The organism is Frigoribacterium sp. VKM Ac-2530 (genome assembly GCF_015350835.1).
GTDB lineage: Bacteria > Actinomycetota > Actinomycetes > Actinomycetales > Microbacteriaceae > Frigoribacterium.
Map to the genome: position 1 here is coordinate 1,579,392 of NZ_JADKSE010000001.1, position 18,993 is coordinate 1,598,384.

Annotated in this window: 17 protein-coding genes; 7 read left to right on the top strand and 10 right to left on the bottom strand. The window is 75.3% G+C overall.

What is annotated here, in order from left to right; genetic code table 11:
* Positions 1-69: 69 nt before the first annotated feature.
* Complete coding sequence (locus ITJ48_RS07480; RefSeq protein ID WP_194613008.1) at positions 70-2,625, bottom strand: excinuclease ABC subunit UvrA; 2,556 nt, start codon at positions 2,623-2,625, stop codon at positions 70-72.
* 206 nt (positions 2,626-2,831) lie between these two features.
* Here ITJ48_RS07480 and ITJ48_RS07485 point away from each other — a divergent pair, with 206 nt between their 5' ends.
* Both ITJ48_RS07485 and ITJ48_RS16650 read left to right on the top strand, forming a co-directional pair.
* Positions 2,832-4,202 carry a GDSL-type esterase/lipase family protein gene (locus tag ITJ48_RS07485; RefSeq protein WP_194613009.1) on the top strand — a complete coding sequence of 457 codons (1,371 nt, stop codon included), beginning with the start codon at positions 2,832-2,834 and terminating at the stop codon, positions 4,200-4,202.
* Between the two features lie 30 nt (positions 4,203-4,232).
* Positions 4,233-4,985 (top strand): L,D-transpeptidase family protein, encoded by a 753-nt coding sequence (locus ITJ48_RS16650; protein ID WP_370544827.1) that lies wholly within the window; start codon positions 4,233-4,235, stop codon positions 4,983-4,985.
* 178 nt (positions 4,986-5,163) lie between these two features.
* Here the strand turns inward: ITJ48_RS16650 and ITJ48_RS07495 are convergent, their stop codons facing one another.
* The 4 genes from ITJ48_RS07495 to ITJ48_RS07510 form a co-directional block, all read right to left on the bottom strand.
* A complete protein-coding gene (locus ITJ48_RS07495; protein ID WP_194613010.1) occupies positions 5,164-5,529 on the bottom strand; it encodes a hypothetical protein in 366 nt (121 codons plus the stop codon).
* Positions 5,526-6,719 carry a serine hydrolase domain-containing protein gene (locus ITJ48_RS07500; protein ID WP_194613011.1) on the bottom strand — a complete coding sequence of 398 codons (1,194 nt, stop codon included), beginning with the start codon at positions 6,717-6,719 and terminating at the stop codon, positions 5,526-5,528. Before ITJ48_RS07500 ends, ITJ48_RS07495 begins: the two co-directional genes overlap by 4 nt.
* Positions 6,716-7,273: a helix-turn-helix transcriptional regulator gene (locus tag ITJ48_RS07505; RefSeq protein ID WP_194613012.1), complete on the bottom strand. Its 558-nt coding sequence runs from the start codon at positions 7,271-7,273 to the stop codon at positions 6,716-6,718. Before ITJ48_RS07505 ends, ITJ48_RS07500 begins: the two co-directional genes overlap by 4 nt.
* A 79-nt stretch (positions 7,274-7,352) precedes the next feature.
* Positions 7,353-8,543 (bottom strand): ROK family protein, encoded by a 1,191-nt coding sequence (locus ITJ48_RS07510; RefSeq protein WP_194613013.1) that lies wholly within the window; start codon positions 8,541-8,543, stop codon positions 7,353-7,355.
* A 127-nt stretch (positions 8,544-8,670) separates the two neighbouring features.
* Between ITJ48_RS07510 and ITJ48_RS07515 the strand changes: the two genes are divergently transcribed.
* Both ITJ48_RS07515 and ITJ48_RS07520 read left to right on the top strand, forming a co-directional pair.
* Entirely contained in the window at positions 8,671-10,854 is a 2,184-nt protein-coding gene (locus ITJ48_RS07515) for an alpha-galactosidase (RefSeq protein WP_194613014.1), read from the top strand.
* A gap of 107 nt (positions 10,855-10,961) precedes the next feature.
* Positions 10,962-11,246 carry a hypothetical protein gene (locus tag ITJ48_RS07520; RefSeq protein WP_194613423.1) on the top strand — a complete coding sequence of 95 codons (285 nt, stop codon included), beginning with the start codon at positions 10,962-10,964 and terminating at the stop codon, positions 11,244-11,246.
* Positions 11,247-11,278: 32 nt separating this feature from the next.
* Here ITJ48_RS07520 and ITJ48_RS07525 read toward each other — a convergent pair whose 3' ends face one another.
* The 5 genes from ITJ48_RS07525 to ITJ48_RS07545 form a co-directional block, all read right to left on the bottom strand.
* Positions 11,279-11,872: a TetR/AcrR family transcriptional regulator gene (locus tag ITJ48_RS07525; protein ID WP_194613015.1), complete on the bottom strand. Its 594-nt coding sequence runs from the start codon at positions 11,870-11,872 to the stop codon at positions 11,279-11,281.
* Between the two features lie 23 nt (positions 11,873-11,895).
* Positions 11,896-12,933 (bottom strand): SDR family NAD(P)-dependent oxidoreductase, encoded by a 1,038-nt coding sequence (locus ITJ48_RS07530; RefSeq protein ID WP_194613016.1) that lies wholly within the window; start codon positions 12,931-12,933, stop codon positions 11,896-11,898.
* Positions 12,934-13,170: 237 nt separating this feature from the next.
* On the bottom strand, positions 13,171-13,866 hold the full coding sequence (locus ITJ48_RS07535) for a DUF2071 domain-containing protein (RefSeq protein ID WP_194613017.1): 696 nt from the start codon (positions 13,864-13,866) through the stop codon (positions 13,171-13,173).
* Between the two features lie 179 nt (positions 13,867-14,045).
* Positions 14,046-14,864 (bottom strand): SDR family oxidoreductase, encoded by an 819-nt coding sequence (locus ITJ48_RS07540; RefSeq protein ID WP_194613018.1) that lies wholly within the window; start codon positions 14,862-14,864, stop codon positions 14,046-14,048.
* A 207-nt stretch (positions 14,865-15,071) separates the two neighbouring features.
* Positions 15,072-15,809 carry an SDR family NAD(P)-dependent oxidoreductase gene (locus ITJ48_RS07545; RefSeq protein WP_194613019.1) on the bottom strand — a complete coding sequence of 246 codons (738 nt, stop codon included), beginning with the start codon at positions 15,807-15,809 and terminating at the stop codon, positions 15,072-15,074.
* On the opposite strand from ITJ48_RS07545, the gene ITJ48_RS07550 reads away from it, so the two are divergent.
* The 3 genes from ITJ48_RS07550 (at position 15,808) to ITJ48_RS07560 (ending at position 18,946) form a co-directional block, all read left to right on the top strand.
* Positions 15,808-16,503 (top strand): hypothetical protein, encoded by a 696-nt coding sequence (locus ITJ48_RS07550; RefSeq protein ID WP_228506231.1) that lies wholly within the window; start codon positions 15,808-15,810, stop codon positions 16,501-16,503. The two genes, ITJ48_RS07545 and ITJ48_RS07550, sit on opposite strands and share 2 nt — an antisense overlap.
* Positions 16,504-16,625: 122 nt before the next feature.
* Positions 16,626-17,369 carry a DUF1775 domain-containing protein gene (locus tag ITJ48_RS07555; protein WP_194613020.1) on the top strand — a complete coding sequence of 248 codons (744 nt, stop codon included), beginning with the start codon at positions 16,626-16,628 and terminating at the stop codon, positions 17,367-17,369.
* On the top strand, positions 17,366-18,946 hold the full coding sequence (locus ITJ48_RS07560; protein WP_194613021.1) for a PepSY domain-containing protein: 1,581 nt from the start codon (positions 17,366-17,368) through the stop codon (positions 18,944-18,946). The genes ITJ48_RS07555 and ITJ48_RS07560 overlap by 4 nt, the downstream gene beginning before the upstream one ends.
* Positions 18,947-18,993 lie beyond the last annotated feature (47 nt).

The following is an 18,993-nucleotide window of genomic DNA, read 5'->3' on the forward strand; positions in this document are numbered from 1 at the left end:
CTAAGTGCAGCGACGCACTCGGTGCACGGCGCCAGGGTGGGGAGATGCTGGGAAGTTCTGCCGGACTCCTCAGCGGCCGAGGGCCCGGGCCAGGTACGGGGCCGTGCGGCTCGCGCGCGACGCGGCGACCTCGCGCGGCGTGCCCGTCGCGACGACCTGCCCGCCCGCGTCTCCCCCGCCGGGGCCGAGGTCGATCACGTGGTCGGCGGCCGCGACGACGTCCATCGCGTGCTCGACCACGACGACCGTGCCGCCCGCGTCGACCAGTCGCTGCAGCTGCGCGACGAGCAGCTCGACGTCGGCGGGGTGCAGGCCGGTCGTCGGCTCGTCGAGCAGGTACAGCGTGTGGCCGCCGCGCATCCGCTGCAGCTCGGTCGCGAGCTTGATCCGCTGGGCCTCGCCGCCCGACAGCTCGGGGGCCGGCTGCCCCAGCCGCAGGTAGCCGAGGCCGACCTGCCGCAGCGTCGAGAGCGCGCGGGAGGCGGCCGGCACGTCGCCGAGGAACCCCTCGGCCTCGTCGACGGTCATCCCGAGCACGTCGGCGATCGTCGCGCCGTGCCAGGTCACCTCGAGCGTCTCGGCCGTGTACCGCGCGCCGTGGCACTCGGGGCAGGGCGCCCAGCTGCCCGGCAGGAACAGCAGCTCGACCGTGACCGAGCCCTCGCCCTGGCAGACCTCGCAACGGCCGCCGACCACGTTGAACGAGAACCGTCCGGCGCCCCAGCCACGGGCCTTCGCCTCGTCGGTGGCCGCGAAGGAGGCGCGCACCGCGTCGAACAGGCCGGTGTACGTCGCGAGGTTGGACCGCGGGGTGCGGCCGATCGGCGCCTGGTCGACCTGCACCACGCGGTCGACGAGCGGGTGCTCGGTCGCCCGCTCGGCGAGGACGCCGCCGACGAGGCTCGACTTGCCCGAGCCGGACACGCCCGTGACGGCGGTGAGCACCCCGAGCGGCACGTCGACGTCGAGGGCACGGAGGTTGTGCCGGGCGACGTCGCGCAGCTCGAGCCACGCGGCGGGGACGCGCGGGGCACGGGAGGCGGGCGCGTCCTCGGCGGTCTCGCGCGCCTCCTCGGCCTCGTCGCGCCCCGCGGCCGACGTCGCGACCGCCGCCCGACGCGGCGAGAGGAACCGGCGGGTGACGGACGCCTCGACGTCGGCGAGGCCCTCGACGGGGCCGCTGTAGAGCACCTCGCCTCCCCCGGTGCCGGCGCCCGGCCCGACGTCGACGACCCAGTCGGCGCGACGGACGATCTCCATGTCGTGCTCGACCACGAACACGCTGTTGCCCCCGGCGCGGAGGGCCTCGAGCACCTCCACCAGCGACTCGGCGTCGGCCGGGTGCAGGCCCGCGCTCGGCTCGTCGAGCACGTAGACGACGCCGAACAGCCCGGAGCGCAGCTGCGTCGCGATCCGCAGCCGCTGCATCTCGCCCGGCGAGAGCGTCGGCGTCGCCCGGTCGAGGCTGAGGTAGCCGAGCCCGAGGCCGGTGAGCACCTCGACCCGCGACAGCAGGTCGCGCGCGATGGTGACGGCCACCTCGGTGCCCTCGCCCGAGGAGGCGCGCGAGGTCGCCGCGGTCGCGTGCGCCAGCGAGGCGGTCGGCCGCAGCACTTCGGCCACCTCGGACAGGGGCAGCCCGTTCAGCTCAGCGATCGTGCGGCCGGCGAAGGTCACGGCGAGCGCCGCCCGCGTCAGGCCGGTGCCGCCGCAGAGCGAGCACGGGCCCGACTCGACGAACTGCAGCACCTTGGCGCGCTGCGTCTCGCTCTGGGAGTCGGCGAGGGTGTGCAGCACGAAGGCGCGGGCGCTCCAGAACCGGCCCTTGTACGGCTTTGCCACACGGTCGCGCTGCGGGACGACCTCGACGACGGGCTGCTCCTCGGTGAAGAGGAGCCAGTCGCGGTCGGCCTTAGGCAGCTCGCGCCACGGCCGGTCGATGTCGTGGCCGAGCACGGCGGTGACGTCGCGGAGGTTCTTGCCCTGCCAGGCGCCGGGCCAGGCGGCGATGGCTCCCTCGCGGATGCTGAGGGAGTCGTCGTGCACCGCCGACGCCTCGGTCACCTCGTGGGCGATGCCGAGCCCGTGGCAGCGCGGGCAGGCGCCCGCGACGGTGTTCGGCGAGAAGGAGTCGGACTCGAGCCGCTCGGCGCCTTCGGGGTAGCTGCCCGCGCGCGACCAGAGCATGCGGGTCGAGTTCGAGAGGGTGGTGAGGGTGCCGACGGTCGACCGCGAGCTGGGCGCGCCGCGACGCTGCTGCAGCGCGACGGCCGGCGGCAGGCCGGTGATGGACGCGACGTGCGGGGTGCTGCCCTGGGCGATGAGGCGGCGGGCGTAGGGCGCGACCGACTCCAGGAACCGGCGCTGCGCCTCCGCGAAGATCGTGCCGAACGCGAGCGACGACTTGCCCGAGCCGGAGACGCCGGTGAACGCGACGATGCGGTCGCGGGGCACGTCGACGTCCACGTCGCGCAGGTTGTTCTCGCGGGCGCCGCGGACGCGGACGAAGCCGTCCGTGAGCGCGGCCTCCGGTGCGGCCACGGGCACGTCGGCGGTCGCGTCGGCGGGCACGGCGGCGGTCGCGTCGTCGGGTGTCGAGGAGGCGCGCGAGCGTGAGGAGGGCATCCGGACGATGGTAGGCGGTGCGGCGTCAGCGGGTCCGGGTCGGGGAGGCGGCCGGCGAGTCCGACAGCTGGCTGCGAGAGGGGCAGACGACCTTGTCCGTCCGCCCCGGCGTGGCTACCGTGGAGGCACGGCACCGGGGGGTGCCGGCGCGAGGCAGCCCTGCTGCTCACCGACTCGCGAGCACGACCCGATCAGGGAGACGGACCATGTCGACGACGACGAAGACAGGCAGCGGAGGCGGCACCGGCGCCGCCGGCAGCGGCAATGGCATCGGCAGCGGCAGCGCAGGAGGCGCGACCGGCGGCCGACCGGACCGGTTCGCGACGACCGCCGGCCGCCTCCTCCGCGCCCCCGCCTCGGCCGCGCGGTACGCGAGGCTCCGCGCCAGGGCGACGTCGACGCCGCGTCCGAGCGACGTGCCCTTCGGCGCCGGCGCCGGCGTCGACCCCGACCGCGTGCTCGTCGTCGGGGCCGGCCCGGCCGTCGGCTGGGGCACCAGCTCGCACGACCTCGCCCTGCCGGGACGCGTCTCCCGTCGGCTGGCCCGCCGCACGGGCCGCGGCTCCCACGTGGCCTCCCTCGCGGAGCCGACCCACCGCCTCCCCGCCATCCGTGCGGCCCTGGACGACCTGTTCCTCGAGAACTGGGACGTGGTCGTCGTCACGCTCGGGGCTGCCGACGCCGTGACGCTCCGTTCGCCGCGCGCCTGGGGCCGCGAGCTCGACGCGCTCGTGACCTCGCTCCTGGCCAGGCTCCGGCCGTGCGCGCGGGTGGTCGTGGTCTCGGCCCCCCTGACGGACGCCCTCTCGACGTTCGGGCTGCACCCGTCGCCCGCCGCCGACCGGCACGCCCGGGTGCTCCGCGACGTCGCCGACCGCGTCTGCGCCGATCACGCGCGCGTCACGCACCTCGCGCTGCCTGCCGTCCCTGCGGGGCACGACGGGTCGGCCGTTCCTGCCGCGCCGCACAGGACCGGGGCCCAGGAGGCGCCCGGCGGCGTCGACGACCCCACCGGCCGTCTCTACGAGCAGTGGGCCGACGCGCTCAGCGAGCACGTGGCGCCGTTGCTGCACGCCCAGCGAGCCAGGACCGACTCGCCGCAGCGGGCGCGGAACCGGCCCCAGCCCGCGCGGGTCAGGCTCGACGCGATCAGCTCCTCGGGGCTCGTCCAGGCCGAGCCGACGGCGGCCCTGCACGACATCACCGACCGGGCCAGGGAGGCGTTCTCGACCGACGGGGCCGCCTTCGACCTCGTGCTCGACGACCACCAGTGGGCCGTGGTCAGCACGCTCGGGTCGGCCACGGCCATGCCCCTCAGCGAGTCGTTCTGCGTCACGACGATCCGCTCGGAGGAGCCGTTCGTCGTGTCGGACGCCTGGCAGGAGGGACTCGACCTGCCCCGCAACGACATCCGCTTCTACGCGGGCTGGCCCGTCCACACGGCCGACGGCACGCGCATCGGGGCCCTCTGCGTCTTCGATCCGCAGCCCCGCGACGTGTCCCACCTCCAGGTCGAGCTGCTCCGCGGCTTCGCGCTCGACATCGAGCGCGAGCTGTTCCGCCGAGCGGCCGCCTGAGACTTCGTCACGTCCGCCTAGACTGACGCCGTGCTCCGTCGCCTCGCTCCCCTCGCCGCCGTCGTGCTCTCCGCCGCCCTCCTCGCGGGGTGCTCCACCGCCGACGACGAGCCCGACCGTCCGTCTCCGAGCTCCACCCCGTCGGCCACCGCGCCCGCGCCGACACCGACGCTGAGCGCCGCCCCCGCCGTCCCCTCGACGTCGACCGTCGCGAGCGTCACGGGCCGGTCGGTCGAGGTGCACGACGCCCCCGACGGCGCCGTGACGACCACCCTGGACAACCCGCAGGCGTCCGGGGCACCGCTCGTGCTGCTCGTGCTCGGCCAGGAGGGCGACTGGGTGAACGTCTCCGTCGCGCAGCGTCCGAACGGGAGCAGCGGCTGGGTGCCGGCCTCCGCCGTCACCCTGACCACCACCTCCTACGCCCTCGTCGCCTCGACGACGAGCAACACCCTCGTGCTCTACGACGCCGGCGTCGAGAAGAAGTCGTTCCCGGTCGCGACCGGCACCGGCGGCACGCCGACGCCGACCGGCTCGTTCTACCTCACCGAGCTGCTCGCCCCGACGAACCAGGGCTACGGGCCCTTCGCCTACGGGCTCTCGGCGTTCTCGGACGCCCTCAACTCCTTCGGCGGCGGCCCCGGCCAGATCGGCCTGCACGGCACCGACGACGAGGCCAGCATCGGCCAGGCTGCCAGCCACGGCTGCATCCGCCTCTCGAACGCCGACATCAGCGAGCTCGCCGCGATGCTCCCGCTCGGCACGCCGATCACGATCACGTAGCAGGCCCGGCCGCGCGCGCGCTCGGCGCCGGGCCCGGGCTCCTCCTCGGCGTGGGGCCCGCAAATGCCGACCGTTCGCGCCGCACGGGCCCTGCAACACCCGGATATCCACGTATTGCAGCGCCCACGGTCGGCATCTGCGCCGCCCGAGCCCGCGATGGCCGACCGACCGGCCCGCCTCAGAGGACGATCAGCACCACCACGACCGCAGCCGCGACGACGACCTCCAGCACGACGTCCGCCACGATCCGCCGACGCGACCGGTCGGGCCGCAGCCACGGCAGGCCCGGCCAGCGCAGCACCGCGCCCACCACGCCGGCCGCGACGAGCAGCACCGGCAGCAGCCAGAGCGCCACGGGGACCGAGCTCCAGGGCAGCAGCTGGTGCAGCACCACCAGGACCACCACCGAGTTCAGCGCGGCGATCAGCAGGTCGACGCGGCTGCGGGTGCGCCGCGCCTCCTTCGCGGTCCAGACCGAGAACGCGAAGGCCCCCGGCACGAACAGGGCGAGCACGCCGACGACGACGGCCGAGATCCAGGTCACTTCTCCTCCTCCAGCAGCTCGAAGGCGAGGTCGTCGAGGCTGACGGCCGAGCTGCTCAGCACGACCACCGCACGGTCGGAGTCACGGTCGAAGCCGACGAAGCTCGCGTAGCCGCCCGTCATCCCGTTGTGCCAGGTCGAGGTGCCCCCGGGCGTCGAGCCCTCGTTCCCGTCCCCACCGCCGTCGCCGTCGTCGTCGTCGTCGTGCGGCGTCGTCATCCACGCCCAGCCGATCTCGGCGCCGCCGCCGCCCGCCTCGACGAGCGGCTCGGTCGCGATGACTCCCGGAGCCCGGTCGTCGCGCTGCGCCACCGTGTAGGCGACCATGTCATCGAGGGTCGAGCGGACGCTGCCGGCGGGGCCGAAGGCCCGCATCGTCCAGGCGTCCGCATGCCGGCCGCTCGACGTGAAGCCGGTGGGCGCGTCGGCGCGGAGCCCGTCCGGGTCGCCCGGCGCGTACGTGTCCGCCAGGCCGAGCGGCTCGGCGACGCGCTCGGCGACGAGCTGCTCCCAGGGTGTGTCGGCCGCCGCAGCCAGCGCCTGCCCGAGCAGCGCCATCCCGAAGTTGGAGTAGCCGTACGGCTTCTCGTCGTCGACCTCGGCCCGCGAGGCCTGCCCGACGAGTGCGGCGACGTCGTCGGTGTAGGGGTCGGCACCCGTGACGTTCGCGAGCAGCACCCGCCCCGTGAACGGCAGGTCGGCCGGGAGCCGCGGCAGGCCGCTGTGCTGCGTCGCCAGCTCCTCGAGGGTGATCGAGGAGGCGTCGCCCGTCACCCCGAGGAGCTCGCCGAGCGTGCTCTCGCGCTGCACCTCGCCGCGCTGCTGGGCCAGCGCGTACAAGGAGGCGGTGACCGTCTTCGTCACCGACCCGATCTCGAACTCGTCGGCCCCCGGCCCCGTGGCCGTGCCGAACTCGGCACGGGTGACCTCGTCGCCGTCGACGACCGCGAGGGCGAGCCGGTCGAAGGCGCCCGCGGGCAGCTCGTCACGGACCCGCTGGATCAGCGCCTCGTCCCCGGTCGTCTCGGCCGAGAGCGACGGCGGGCGCGGGATCGCGGCGGCGCCCAGGCCGAGCGTGACGACGCCCGCGACCACGGCGGCGACGACGCGGCGTCCGACACGGCCGCTGCCGCGGCCGGTCCTGCCGGTGCTGTCGGTGCTGCGGCCGGCGCGGCGCTCGGCCCCGCTCACGAGGTCCTCCCCGCGGCGCCGAGCACGACGAGCAACGGCACGACCCGCTCGGGCGGCACGGCGTAGCGACCCCGCCCCACGGCCACGAGCCACCCCGTCGCGACCAGCTGACCCAGGTGGTGGTACAGCTGCCCGGTCGACCCGAGGCCTCCCTCGGCCGAGATCTGCGCGACCGTGTCCGCGCCTCCCACGACCGCCTGCAGCAGGCCGAGCCGCGTGGCGTTGCCGAGCGCGGCGAGCGACGGAGCGGCCTGCGCCCAGTCGGCCGCGAGCAGCCCGTCGGTCGTCAGCGTGATCTGCCAGTCGACGGGGCCCGCGGGCACCGCGACGGAGCCCGCGAAGACGATGCCTCCCGGCGGGTCGAGTCGCTGCTTGACGCCGTCGAGCGCCCAGAACACGTCGGCCGAGGAGCCCGCGGCAGCAGGAGCCGAGGAGGCGCCCACCGGCTCGTCGGCACCGGCCGCCTGCTCGAGCACGTCGAGGCGCGCGAGGGCTCCGGCCAGGGTCTCGCGCAGCTCGTCGAGCTCGGCGCGGAGAGACTCGGGGGATGTCATGACTCCACCATAGCCAGAATTACGGAAGAAGTCAGCAGATGTGGAGACCTAGGCGTCCTGCAGCAGAATGACCTGGCGGTCACCGGCCGACGACGAACGTCTCGACCGCCGCGACCGCCGCGCCACGCGCCCACCGCGTGAACCCGGTCGCCTGCAGGTCGACCGTCACGGGCTCCGCGTCCGCAGCCCGACGAGCCCGCATCGCCGTGTCGACGACGTCGCGGCCCGCCAGGGCCAGCCCGATCCCGTCGCCCGTGACGACGATCGCGCGCGGCCAGGCCAGGTCGGCGACGAGCGCGAGCAGCGCACCCAGCGCCTCCGCTGCCTCCTCGACGACGGCCGTCGCCCCGGCCTCCCCGGACGAGTGCGCGGCCAGCAGGTCGTCGAGCGAGACGTCGCCGCCCCGCCCGAGGGCCCCGGCGGCCCGGTCGAGCACGGCCGGCAGGGCCAGCACCGAGGAGGCGCACCCCCGGTGGCCCTCGTCGCACACGCCGTCGCCGATGCCGAGCGGCACGTGGGCGATCGGGCTCCGTGCGCTCGACGGCAGCTCGAGGATCTCCCCGCCGACGACGAGCGCGTAGCCGAGGCCAGCGCCGATCGTGACCAGCGCGAAGCGGTCGAGGTCGCGCGCGGCCCCGAGCCAGCGCTCGGCGCGGACGAGCGAAACGACGTCGTTGTCGACGACGACGGGCAGGTCGAGGCGCTGCCGGAGGGCGGCTCCGAGGTCGACGTCGACCCAGCCGAGCAGCGGCGCGACCGAGACGCGGCCCTCGGCGTCGACCTGTCCGCCGACGCTCACCCCGACCCCGTGGACGGCCCGGTCCGGGCACCGGGCGAGCGACCGGCGCACGAGATCGGCGACCGCGCCGACGGCGACGCCCGGATCGGTCGAGGAGAGCTCGACGGACGCGTCGTGCAGCACCTCGCCGCGCAGGTCGGCGACCACGCCCCAGACCCGCCCCGTGGTGATCTTGACGCCGACCACGACGTCACGGTCGACGACCAGGTCGAGCGGGGTCACCGGACGGCCGAGGCCGGGGCCGGGCAGCGCGTCGAGCTCGGACACCACCCCGGCGTCGAGCAGGGGCCGGACCGCTCGCGTCACCGAGCCCGGCGTGAGCGCGAGCGCGAGGCCCAGCTCGCCACGGGTCAGCGGGCCGTGCAGCAGCAGCTCGACGACCACCTGGTGACCGGTGCCTCGTCGCGGCAGGAGGGAGGCAGGTGTCGTGGCAGGCGTCGCTGCAGGGGCCGTCCCGGTCTCCTCTCCCACGGTGCCTCCTCCGACGATCAGCAGTGTAGTGACGGCCCACCTCCTTGACCGATCAGATCGTTGCGCACTACAAATAAACGTCGAGGTCGACCCCCTCGGCCGTACGCGACCCCGCCAGAGGAGCACGATGACGACGCCGTCCGACCCCACGACCACCCCCGCGACCGCCGAGCCGACCGCGACCGCGGTCCCCTCGGTGGTCCACCTGACCTCCGGCGGCGTCAGCGTCGTGCTCGACCTCGGCGCGGGCCGCCTGCCCGTCGTCGCCTGGTGGGGCGCCGCCCTGGGCGACCTGTCGGCGGACGAGCTCGACGCCGTCGTCCGCGGCGGCCTCGCCGGCGTCGTGCCGAACGAGCTCGACGAGCCCGAGGTCGTGGAGCTGCTGCCGCTCGCCTCGGGCGGGTGGCGGGGCCAGCCCGGGCTCGAGGGGCACAGCGCCGGGACGTCCTGGACGCCGCTGTTCCGGGCGCAGGCCACGACGCTCGCGGGCCGTGTGCTCACCGTGCACGGCGTCGACGAGCAGTCGGGCCTCGCGGTCGACGTCGTCGTCGAGCTGCTCGGGTCCGGGCTGCTGCGCAGCCGTGCCGCGGTCACCCGCACGTCCGGCGACGAGTTCGTCGTCGACTCGCTGCAGGTCGCCCTGCCCGTGCCCCGGCGCGCCCAGGAGGTGCTCGACCTCGCCGGCCGGTGGGGCCGGGAGCGCGCCCCGCAGCGGCTGCCGTTCGTCGTGGGCGCGCACCTGCGCGACTCGCGGCGCGGCCGGACCGGGGCCGACGCCTCCTTGGTCCTCGCCGCCGGCACGCCCGGCTTCGGCTTCTCGTCCGGCGAGGTGTGGACGCTGCACGTCGCGTGGAGCGGCGACCACCGCGAGTACGCCGAGCGCATGGCGAGCGGCACGAGCGTGATCGGCGGGGGCGAGCTGCTGCTGCCCGGCGAGGTGCGGCTCGCGGCCGGTGAGACGTACCAGGGGCCGTGGGTCTACGCCTCCTGGGGGCGAGGCCTCGACGCCGCCGCGGCACGGTTCCACGAGCACCTCCGGTCGCGCCCCGGGCACCCCTCGTCGCCGCGGCCCGTCGTCCTCAACACCTGGGAGGCCGTGTACTTCGACCACGACCTCGACCGGCTCGTCGAGCTCGCCCGAGCGGCCGCCGAGGTCGGCGCCGAGCGATTCGTGCTCGACGACGGCTGGTTCCGCGGGCGACGCGACGACACGGCCGGCCTCGGCGACTGGTTCGTCGACGAGACGGTCTGGCCCGACGGCCTCGAGCCGCTGATCGGCGCCGTCCGCGAGCTCGGCCTCGACTTCGGCATCTGGGTCGAGCCCGAGATGGTCAACCCCGACAGCGACCTGGCCCGGGCGCACCCCGAGTGGATGCTCGCGCCGGTCGGCCGCCTCCCCATGACCGGGCGCAGCCAGCAGGTGCTCGACCTCGGGCACCCCGAGGCGTACGCGTACCTGCTCGAGCGGCTGACCGACCTGCTCGGCTCGCACGACGTCGCGTACGTCAAGTGGGACCACAACCGCGACCTGCTCGAGGCCGGCCACTCCCCCACAGGGACGCCGGGCGTGCACGAGCAGACCCTCGCGCTCTACCGCCTGCTCGACGAGCTGCGCGGGCGGTTCCCGGCCGTCGAGATCGAGTCGTGCTCGTCCGGAGGCGCCCGAGCCGACCTCGGCGTGCTCGAGCGCACCGACCGGGTCTGGGCCAGCGACAACATCGACCCGCTCGAGCGTCAGCAGATCCAGCGCTGGACCTCGCAGCTGCTGCCCGGCGAGATCGTCGGCTCGCACGTCGGCTCGCCGCACTCGCACTCGACGGGCCGCACGCACACCCTGGCGTTCCGCGCCGGCACCGCGCTGCTCAGCCACTTCGGCATCGAGTGGGACGTCTCCCGCGCCTCGGCCGACGAGCGCGCCGAGCTCGCCCGCTGGGTCGACCTCCACAAGGAGGTGCGTCCGCTCGTGCACACCGGTCGCGTCGTGCGCGGCGACCACGTCGACGAGTCGGCGCTGCTGCACGGCGTGGTGTCGCAGGACGGGTCGGACGCCCTCTTCGCCTTCGTGCAGCTCACGACGCCGCTCACCTCGGCGACGGGGTCCGTGCCGCTGCCGGGGCTCGACCCGGCACGCCGGTACCGCGTCGAGCTGCAGGCGCCCGGCGACGTGCCGCGCACGCGGTCCGACTCGCCGCCGCCGTGGATCACGGACGGCAGCGTCGTGCTCTCCGGGAGCGTGCTCGCCGAGCAGGGGCTGCAGCTGCCTGCCCTGCACCCCGAGCAGCTGCTGCTGCTGCGCGCGACGGCCCTGTAGGAGGCGCGGGCCGGCCCTGCAGGAGGCGGCGGCCGGCCCCCGGGACTCGTGCACCGCCTCCTGCGACCTGGGTGTCGCCCGCCGGGACGCGGCGTACGCTCGCGCCCATGACCAACGACGATCACACCACTCGCCCCTCCGAGGCGAAGCACGAGACCGACGACCCCACCACCTCGACCGCGACCAGCGAGGAGACCGTCGAGGAGATGCAGTCGACGCCCGTGTCGGACTCCCCTGCGATCGACGACGACATCGACCAGGACGCCGTCAAGACCCTCCCCGGCTCTGGCGGGCCCGACGACGTCGGCACGATCGACGTCGACCCTGCCGACCTGAACCTCTCGGGCGACTCGATCCCCGGGCACCCGAAGCCGGGCCCGCCCAAGCACTAGCCCGCCGCAGGCGCGGACCTCGGGCCCGGGCCTCAGGCCCCGACGCCGTCGCGGAGGAGTCGGACGACGCCGTCGATCGACTCCTCCGTCAGGTCCCGCCGCGTCACGATGTGGTAGCTGAGCAGGCCCACGAGCGCCTCGACCGCCGTCGCGGTCGGGGCGTCCGCACGCACCTGGCCCGCCACCGCCGCGCGGTCGAACCGCGCCTCCAGAGCCACCCGCGTCACCGTCGTGAGCTGCTCGTCGTAGCGAGCCGCCACCTCGTCGTCCTCTGCCGTCGCCGCCGACGTCGCCCTCAGCAGGGCGGCCGTCGACGGCGTCGCGAGCGCCCGGCCGAAGTCGCGCAGCCACCCGGCGACGTCGGCCCAGACGTCGTCGCTGTCGGTCTCGGTGCTCGGCACGGCGAGGCCGGGCATCAGGTGCCCCTCGAGGACGCCCTCGGCCACGAGCGCCGCCTTCGACGACCACCAGCGGTAGATCGTCTGCTTGCCCACGCCGGCCGCGGCCGCGACCCGGTCGAGCGAGAGCTTGTCGTAGCCGCGCTCGGCGAGCTCGTCGCGGGCCGCCAGCAGGATCGCGAGGCGCGCCTCCTCGCTGCGGGCCCGGCCCGGTCGTGTCGTGGTCATGGCTCCAGCTTCGTCGATCGCCGCTACTGCACCGACCAGCCGCCGTCGCTCGCGAGGATCGCACCGTTGATGTTGACCGCGTCGTCGCTGAGCAGGAACGTGATCGACGCGGCCAGCTCCTCGGCGGTCGCGACGCTCGGGATCGCCGCCTGGAAGGGCCGCAGCCGGGCCGAGCCGACCTCGGACACGGTCGCCGGGAACGGGATGCCCGTCGCGACGCCGCCGGGCGCCACCGCGTTGACCCGGATGCCCTGGCCCGCGTACATGAACGCGGCCGACTTCGTCAGGCCGACCACGCCGTGCTTCGACACCGTGTAGGCGTTGCCCGAGGCGTTGCCGCGCAGCCCCGCCTCGGAGGCGACGTTGACGACTGAGCCGCGGCCCGCCTCCTGCATCAGGGGCAGCACCGCCCGCGACAGCTTGAAGGCGCCGGTGAGGTTGACGGCGATGACCTTGTCCCACATCGCGTCGCTCGTCTCGTGCAGCGGCGAGAAGTCGTCGTTGATGCCCGCGATGTTGGCGAGGGCGTCGATGCGGCCGTCGGCGGCGGCGACGATGCGGTCGACGTCCGCCTGCGCCGTGATGTCGCCGGCGACGGTGACGAGGGGGACGTCGATGCCGGGCAGGTCGGCGACGAGCGCCTCCAGCTTGTCGGCGAACAGGTCGACGGCGACGACGCGGCCGCCCTCACGGGCCACGCGGGAGGCGGTCGCCCGGCCGATCCCGGAGGCCGCGCCGGTCACGACCACGGTCTTGCCCGTGAAGCGTCCCGGGGTGGCCTTCTCGCGCCAGGGGCCGGTGTCGTCGCCGCCCGCCGCCTCCTCGGGGACGACGCCGCCGTTGGCCCGGAGCACGAGGTCGTCGACGACCGCCTGCGGCAGCTGGCCCTGGCTCAGCGCGACGAGCTGCTGCAGCGGCAGGCCGCGCACGGGAGCGAGCGACGACTCGTCGAACGCGCCTCCCTGCCCGAGGACCTCACGGACGAGGGCGCCGCCCTCGGGGTGGTCGAGCCAGTCGCCGATCGAGGTCGAGCCGGTCAGCGGGCGGTCGTTCGTGGTCATGGTGTCTCGCTTCCTCGCGTGTTACGAGACTGATCGTCTCGTTTTGAGGAGCGTAGGGGCGGAGGCTGAGCGTCAGCCGCGCGAAGCGTCAGCCGCACGAGGCGTCAGCCGCGCGAGCTGGCGCAATTCAGGACCCGAGCCTTCCGCTTTCCTGATCCGTGCACGATTCAGGACTGCGCCTCCCCCCGCCGCACGGCGCAGGACCGATCTTCCTGAATGAGGAGACGACCAGGGGCGTCAGCCGCGCGAGTACCGGACGACGACGCCGGGCGACCACGTCGTGAGGTCGGGCTCACGGTCGACGAGGCCGGGCAGGCCGGCCGCCGCGAGCAGCTCGTCGTCGAGCCGGGTCAACGTCGCGGTCCGCAGGGGCCACGGCTCGTGGGCCCTCCGCCACCAGCGTGTCGAGCCGAAGGAGGGGGCGTGCACGCCCCAGCGCTCCGTCAGGAACTCGAGGGCCGGGTCGGGCGCGACCACCTCGTCGCCCGGGGCGACGCGCACGAGGCTGCCCGCACCTCCTCGGTGCCGCTGCGTGCGGTGCGCGACGTCGTCCGGCCGCACGCGGGACCCGGCCCGGGCCCAGACGTAGGGCAGGCCGATCGTGCGCGCGGCGAGCACGGCCGGGAGGTGCTGCGTGTCGATCGAGCGGTAGGCGACGCCCTGCCTTCCGGCGGCGTCGACGGTCGCCAGCTGCACGACGATCTCGGTCATGGTGCCGAGGCGGCCGAGCCTCGGCAGGGGCGGCACCGTGCTGTCGACGAAGCGGTACGCGACGAGGCTGGCCCAGGCCGCGCCGTCGTGCTCGTCGGGGCGGGTGCCGGGCGGCACGAGCGGGGCGACGCGGTCGGGCTCGACACGCCAGTGCAGGCCGACGACCTCGCGCCAGTCGTGCTGCGTGACGGGTCGGTGCGGGAGCGGAGGGGCGGCGGACACGCGTCCGTTCTACCCCCGCCGCCCGCGGCGTGCCGCAGACGGGTGGGTCCGTCGCGGCCGGGCGACCACGACGGCCCGAAACCCACGAACTCGCCCGTGCCCGTGCCCGTGCCCGTGCCCGTACCCGCGCCCGTACCCGCGCCCGTGCCCGCGACGGCGACGACCCTCGGGAGGCGGCGTCAGTACGCCGCAGACTGCCCGCCGTCGATCGGCACGACCGCCGCGTTGACGTAGGAGGCGTCGTCCGAGAGCAGGAACGCGACGACCGACGCGATCTCGGGTGCCTCGCCGTAGCGCTTCGTGGGGTTGCCCTGGATGAACTGCTCGGCGGCGCCTCGGGGGTCGTCGGCGCTGATCTGCGTCATGGACGCCTCGACCATGGGGGTCCAGATGGCGCCGGGGGCGATCGCGTTGATGCGGATGCCGAACCGGCCGTACTCGACGGCCGAGTTGCGGGTCAGGCCGACGACGCCGTGCTTGGCCGCCGCGTAGCCGGACTGGTTGCCGACGCCGCGGATCCCGCCGACGCTCGCCGTGTTCACGACCATGCCCGAGCCCTGACGCCGCATCACCGCGAGCACCTTCTCGAGACCGAGGAACACGCCGCGCAGGTTGATCGCGACGACCTTGTCGAACTCGTCGGCCGTGAAGTCCTCGGTGAGGTTCTGGCGGCCCTCGATGCCGGCGTTGTTGAAGAAGCCGTCGATGCGCGAGAAGCGCTCGACGGTGGCGGCGACGTACGAGTCGACCTCCGCCTCCTTCGACACGTCGGCGACGACGGTCAGCACCTCGGCGTCGGGCGAGGACGAGCGGATCGCCTCGACGCTGTCGGCGAGGCCCTTCTCGCTCACGTCGACCAGGGCGAGGGAGGCGCCCTCGGCGGCCAGGCGGACGGCGGCGGCACGACCGAGGCCGGAGCCCCCGCCGGTGATGAGGACGACCTTGCCGGCGAAGCGGTCGACGGCGGGCGTGGGGGCAGGTGCGGGCGTGGTGGTCATGGTGCTCTCCTGACTTCGACGATGAAGGGCTCGGAGCTCAGCGGTGCGGCGAGTCCTGACCGCGTGCTCCCGCACGAGATCGGCTCATACGCTACACCTGTCGCCATCAACATCACCTGTCGCCCGACCGCGTCGGGCGGCGGCCACGCCGTCCTCGCGGCGGCCACGCCGTCCCCCGCGGCGACAGGGGGAGGCGCGGCGTCCGCGTCAGCGCTGCGGCAGCTCGACGCCGGTGGCCTCGGCGAGCGCCGCGAGCAGCTCGTCCTGGAAGGCCTCGTCGAGCGCCGCCGCCTCGGGCTGCTGCTGCCGGTCGTGGTGCCAGTACGCGCCGCTGACGTCGGCGTCGGCACCCTCGCCGACGACCAGCCTGTCCTGTGTGCGGTGGCCCTGCTCGAAGTCGTCGGGGGCCGAGGGGCCGCCCATCTTCGTCGCGACCCAGCCCGGGTCGACGGAGGCGGTGAACAGGCCGGGCGACCGACGCGCGACCGCGGCCGACAGTGCCGTCACGAACAGCTTGCTGTCGGAGTAGCTGCCCGTCGCGCGCTCGCCGGCCCAGTCGATCCCGTCGAGGGAGGCGGTGCCGCTGCGGTGCATCCCGCTGCTGAGGTAGACGTGCCGCGTCGGGTGCTCGAGCAGGGCCGTCAGCAGGTACGGCGCGACCACGTTGACCGGGATCAGCGGAGCGCCCGAGTAGACGCCGGCGTTGTGCACGACGCCGTCGAGGGCCGGGCCGTCGTTCAGCTCGCCGACGGCGCGCAGCACGTCGTCGCGCACGCCGAAGTCGGCGACGAGGAGGCGCGCGCCCTGCTCGAGGAGGCCGGCCACCGCCTCCTGCCGCTGCTCGCCCCGCACGTGCACGACGACGTCGTGCCCCTGCTCGAGGAGGGCCGCGGCCGAGCCGTGCCCGAGGCCGTCGGAGGAACCGGTGACGAGGAGGTGTGCCATGCGGCCCATCCTGCACCCTGCCCCCGACACCGTCCCCCGCTCGGCTACCGTGGAGCCCGACCCCCAGGAGGCCCCCGTGGACGCACGCCGGCAGCGCATGCTGCGCGCCGCCCTGTCCGCGGGCGTCAGCACCCTCGTCACGGCCGCCGCGCACGCCCTCGGCGGCGGCACGTTCCCGCCCGCGCTGCTGCTCGGCACCGCCGTCGTCGTCAGCGTGCTCGTCTGCTTCGCGCTCGGCGGCCGCCGCGTGACGCTGCCCCGGCTCGTCGTCGCCGTCGCCGCGACCCAGGGCCTGCTGCACGCCGTCTTCACGCTCGCGGGCGGCATGGCCCCGATGACCGACGACCAGGGCGCAGGAGGCGCGGGCGGCACGCACGCCGGCCACCACCTCCCCGGAGCCGCCGTGCTGCCCGAGCTCGCCGCCGGATCCCACGACGGCAGCATGGTCGGCGCGCACGTCGTGGCCGGCCTCGTGACGATCGCGTCGCTCCGCGTGGGGACGTCGGCCGTGCGGCAGCTCGTCCGCGCGCTGGGGCTGGTGCTCGTGCGGCTCGTCGTCCGCGTGACGGCGCTCGTCGTGCCGCACCGGCCGCGCGGCGCCGTGCGCGTCGAGCGCGCCCCGCGACCGCTCGTCACCCTGCTGCTCGCGACCACGCGAGCCCTGCGCGGGCCGCCCGCGCCGGCGACGACCTAGAGCCGCGCACGCCTCCTGACGGCGGGCGCGGCGTCGTGCGTGCCCGACCGCTCCCGCCGGTCCGGCCCGGACGGCCTCCCCTGTCGCCGCGGGGTCCGCCCCGCCTGCCCGAAGGACACTCCATGCGCCCACGCGCCCGCACCACCTCCCCTGCCCGCACCCTCGTCGTCGGCACCGTCGTCGCGTCCGCCGCGGGGCTCGCCCTCGCCGTCGCCACGCCCCTCACGGCCCAGGCCCACGTCGAGCTCGAGGCCTCGTCGACCGCGCCCGCGGCGCTCAGCGTGCTGACCTTCGCGGTCGGGCACGGCTGCGAGGGCTCCCCCACCACCTCCCTCGCCGTCACGTTCCCCGCCGAGGTCCAGGCCGTGACGCCGACGATCAAGCCCGGCTGGTCGGTCACCGAGGTGCCGGCCGACCCGAGCACGAGCACCGGCACCGGCACCGGCACCACGGTCACCTGGACGGCCGACCCGGGCTCCGCCCTCCCTGACGGCCTCCGCGACACGGTCGCCGTCTCGGCCCTGCTCCCGGTCGGGGGCGAGGCGGGCGACCTCGTCGCGTTCCCCGCCGTGCAGACCTGCGAGGTCGGCTCGTACGACTGGGTCGAGGTCGCCGAGCCGGGCTCCGACGCGGAGCCCGCGTCGCCGGCGCCGTTCGTGACCCTGACCGACGCCGACGGCGGCGGAGCGGGCGGCAGCACCGACGACGCGACCGGCTCGCAGGAGGCGCTGGCCGCCTCCTCGGCACCTGCTCCCGTCGACGAGACGGCCAGGGCCCTCGCCGTGGGTGCCCTCGTCGTGGGAGTGGTCGGGCTCGTCCTGCTCACGACGACGCTGCGCCGCCGCGCTGCGGAGGCCGGCCGATGAGCGCGAGCGCCCCTCCTGCCCCCGCTCCCGCTGATCCGTCACGAGACGGATCAGCAGATGCACCACGCACGCCGCCGGTCGATCCGTCACGAGACGGAACAGCCCGGGCGGAGGACAGCACCCCCGCTCGCGAGCCCCGCGCACCCGGCGGGATCGGCAGCTGGCTCGGCCCGCTGCTGCTGCGCCTGCACTTCTGGGCGGCGATCGTGGTGGGGCCGTTCATCCTCGTCGCGGCCCTGACCGGCGCGGCCTACGCGCTCGCGCCGACGCTCGAGCGGGTCGTCTACGCCGACGAGCTGACGGCTCCGGGCACCGGGCCGGCGCTGTCGCTCGCCGACCAGGTCGAGGCGGCCGAGCGGGTCGTCGGCGACGGCGGCGAGCTCGTCGCCGTGCGTCCCGCACCCGAGCCGGGCGACACCACACGCGTCCTGTTCGCCGGCGACGACCTGATCGAGAGCCAGACCCGGGCGATCTTCGTCGACCCTGCGACGGCGGAGATCCGCGGCGACCTGCCCGTCTACGGCACGAGCGGGTCGCTGCCGCTGCGGACGACGATCTCCGACCTGCACCGCAGCCTCGGGCTCGGCGACGTCGGCCGCCTGTACAGCGAGCTCGCCGCCAGCTGGCTGGGCGTCGTCGTGCTGGCGGGCCTGGGCCTCTGGATCGCCCGCCGTCTGCGGGCTCGCGGACCAGGGCAGGCCCGAGCACGAGCGCGGCGCGACCTCGTGCGGCCCGACCTGCGCGCGACGGGCCTGCGTCGACTGTTCTCCTGGCACGCGTCCGTCGGCGTCGTGCTGACGGTCGGCGCGCTGTTCCTCTCGGCGACGGGCATCACCTGGTCGCAGCACGCCGGCGACAACGTCACCGCGCTGCGCGCCGCGCTCAGCTGGACCGCCCCCACGCTCGACACCGCCCTGCCGGCCGAGGCCACCGGCACCGCAGGAGGCGCTGCCCCCGACGCCGCGGACGTCGCGGCCGACCCCCACGCCGGTCACCACGGAGCGGCCGCCGCCGGCGTCTCCGACGTCGACCCGGCCCGGTTCGACGACGTGCTCGCCGTCGCGCGCACGGTGAACGTCGACACCGGCCTGGTCGAGATCAAGCCGCCCGCCGACGCGGACAGCGCCTGGACCGTGACCGAGATCAAGCGGAGCTGGCCGACCCAGGTCGACTCCACGGCGGTCGACGGCACCACGCTCGCCGTCGTCGACCGGACCGACTTCGCCGACCACCCGCTGATGGCGAAGCTGGCCCGCTGGGGCGTGGACACGCACATGGGCACCATGTTCGGCCTGCCGAACCAGCTCCTCCTGGTCGTCACGGCCCTCGGGGTCGCCGCGATGGTCGTGTTCGGGTACCTGATGTGGTGGCGGCGAGGCCCTGCAGGAGGCGCGGGCCGCCTCCGTGCCGGACGTCCTGCTCCCGCAGGCGCCCTCGTCCGCGCCCCGTGGCAGGGGCTCGTCGCGGTCGTCACCGTCGGCCTCGTGGTGGGGCTGTTCCTGCCGATGGTCGGCCTCGGGCTCGTGCTGTTCGTCGTGGTCGACGCCCTCGTGACGGCGGCCCGCACCCGCGCGTAGCGGTGTCCGACGCACCCCGGAACCCGCACGACACCCTGATCGCTCGG

Coding starts and splice junctions, on each gene's coding strand:
- ITJ48_RS07550 (WP_228506231.1), top strand. CDS start 15,808: ATGCGGCCCATCCTGCACCCTGCCCCCGACACCGTCCCCCGCTCGGCT.
- ITJ48_RS07545 (WP_194613019.1), bottom strand. CDS start 15,809: ATGGCACACCTCCTCGTCACCGGTTCCTCCGACGGCCTCGGGCACGGC.
- ITJ48_RS07485 (WP_194613009.1), top strand. CDS start 2,832: ATGTCGACGACGACGAAGACAGGCAGCGGAGGCGGCACCGGCGCCGCC.
- ITJ48_RS07520 (WP_194613423.1), top strand. CDS start 10,962: ATGACCAACGACGATCACACCACTCGCCCCTCCGAGGCGAAGCACGAG.
- ITJ48_RS07555 (WP_194613020.1), top strand. CDS start 16,626: ATGCGCCCACGCGCCCGCACCACCTCCCCTGCCCGCACCCTCGTCGTC.
- ITJ48_RS07525 (WP_194613015.1), bottom strand. CDS start 11,872: ATGACCACGACACGACCGGGCCGGGCCCGCAGCGAGGAGGCGCGCCTC.
- ITJ48_RS07530 (WP_194613016.1), bottom strand. CDS start 12,933: ATGACCACGAACGACCGCCCGCTGACCGGCTCGACCTCGATCGGCGAC.
- ITJ48_RS07505 (WP_194613012.1), bottom strand. CDS start 7,273: ATGACATCCCCCGAGTCTCTCCGCGCCGAGCTCGACGAGCTGCGCGAG.
- ITJ48_RS07540 (WP_194613018.1), bottom strand. CDS start 14,864: ATGACCACCACGCCCGCACCTGCCCCCACGCCCGCCGTCGACCGCTTC.
- ITJ48_RS07515 (WP_194613014.1), top strand. CDS start 8,671: ATGACGACGCCGTCCGACCCCACGACCACCCCCGCGACCGCCGAGCCG.
- ITJ48_RS07560 (WP_194613021.1), top strand. CDS start 17,366: ATGAGCGCGAGCGCCCCTCCTGCCCCCGCTCCCGCTGATCCGTCACGA.
- ITJ48_RS07480 (WP_194613008.1), bottom strand. CDS start 2,625: ATGCCCTCCTCACGCTCGCGCGCCTCCTCGACACCCGACGACGCGACC.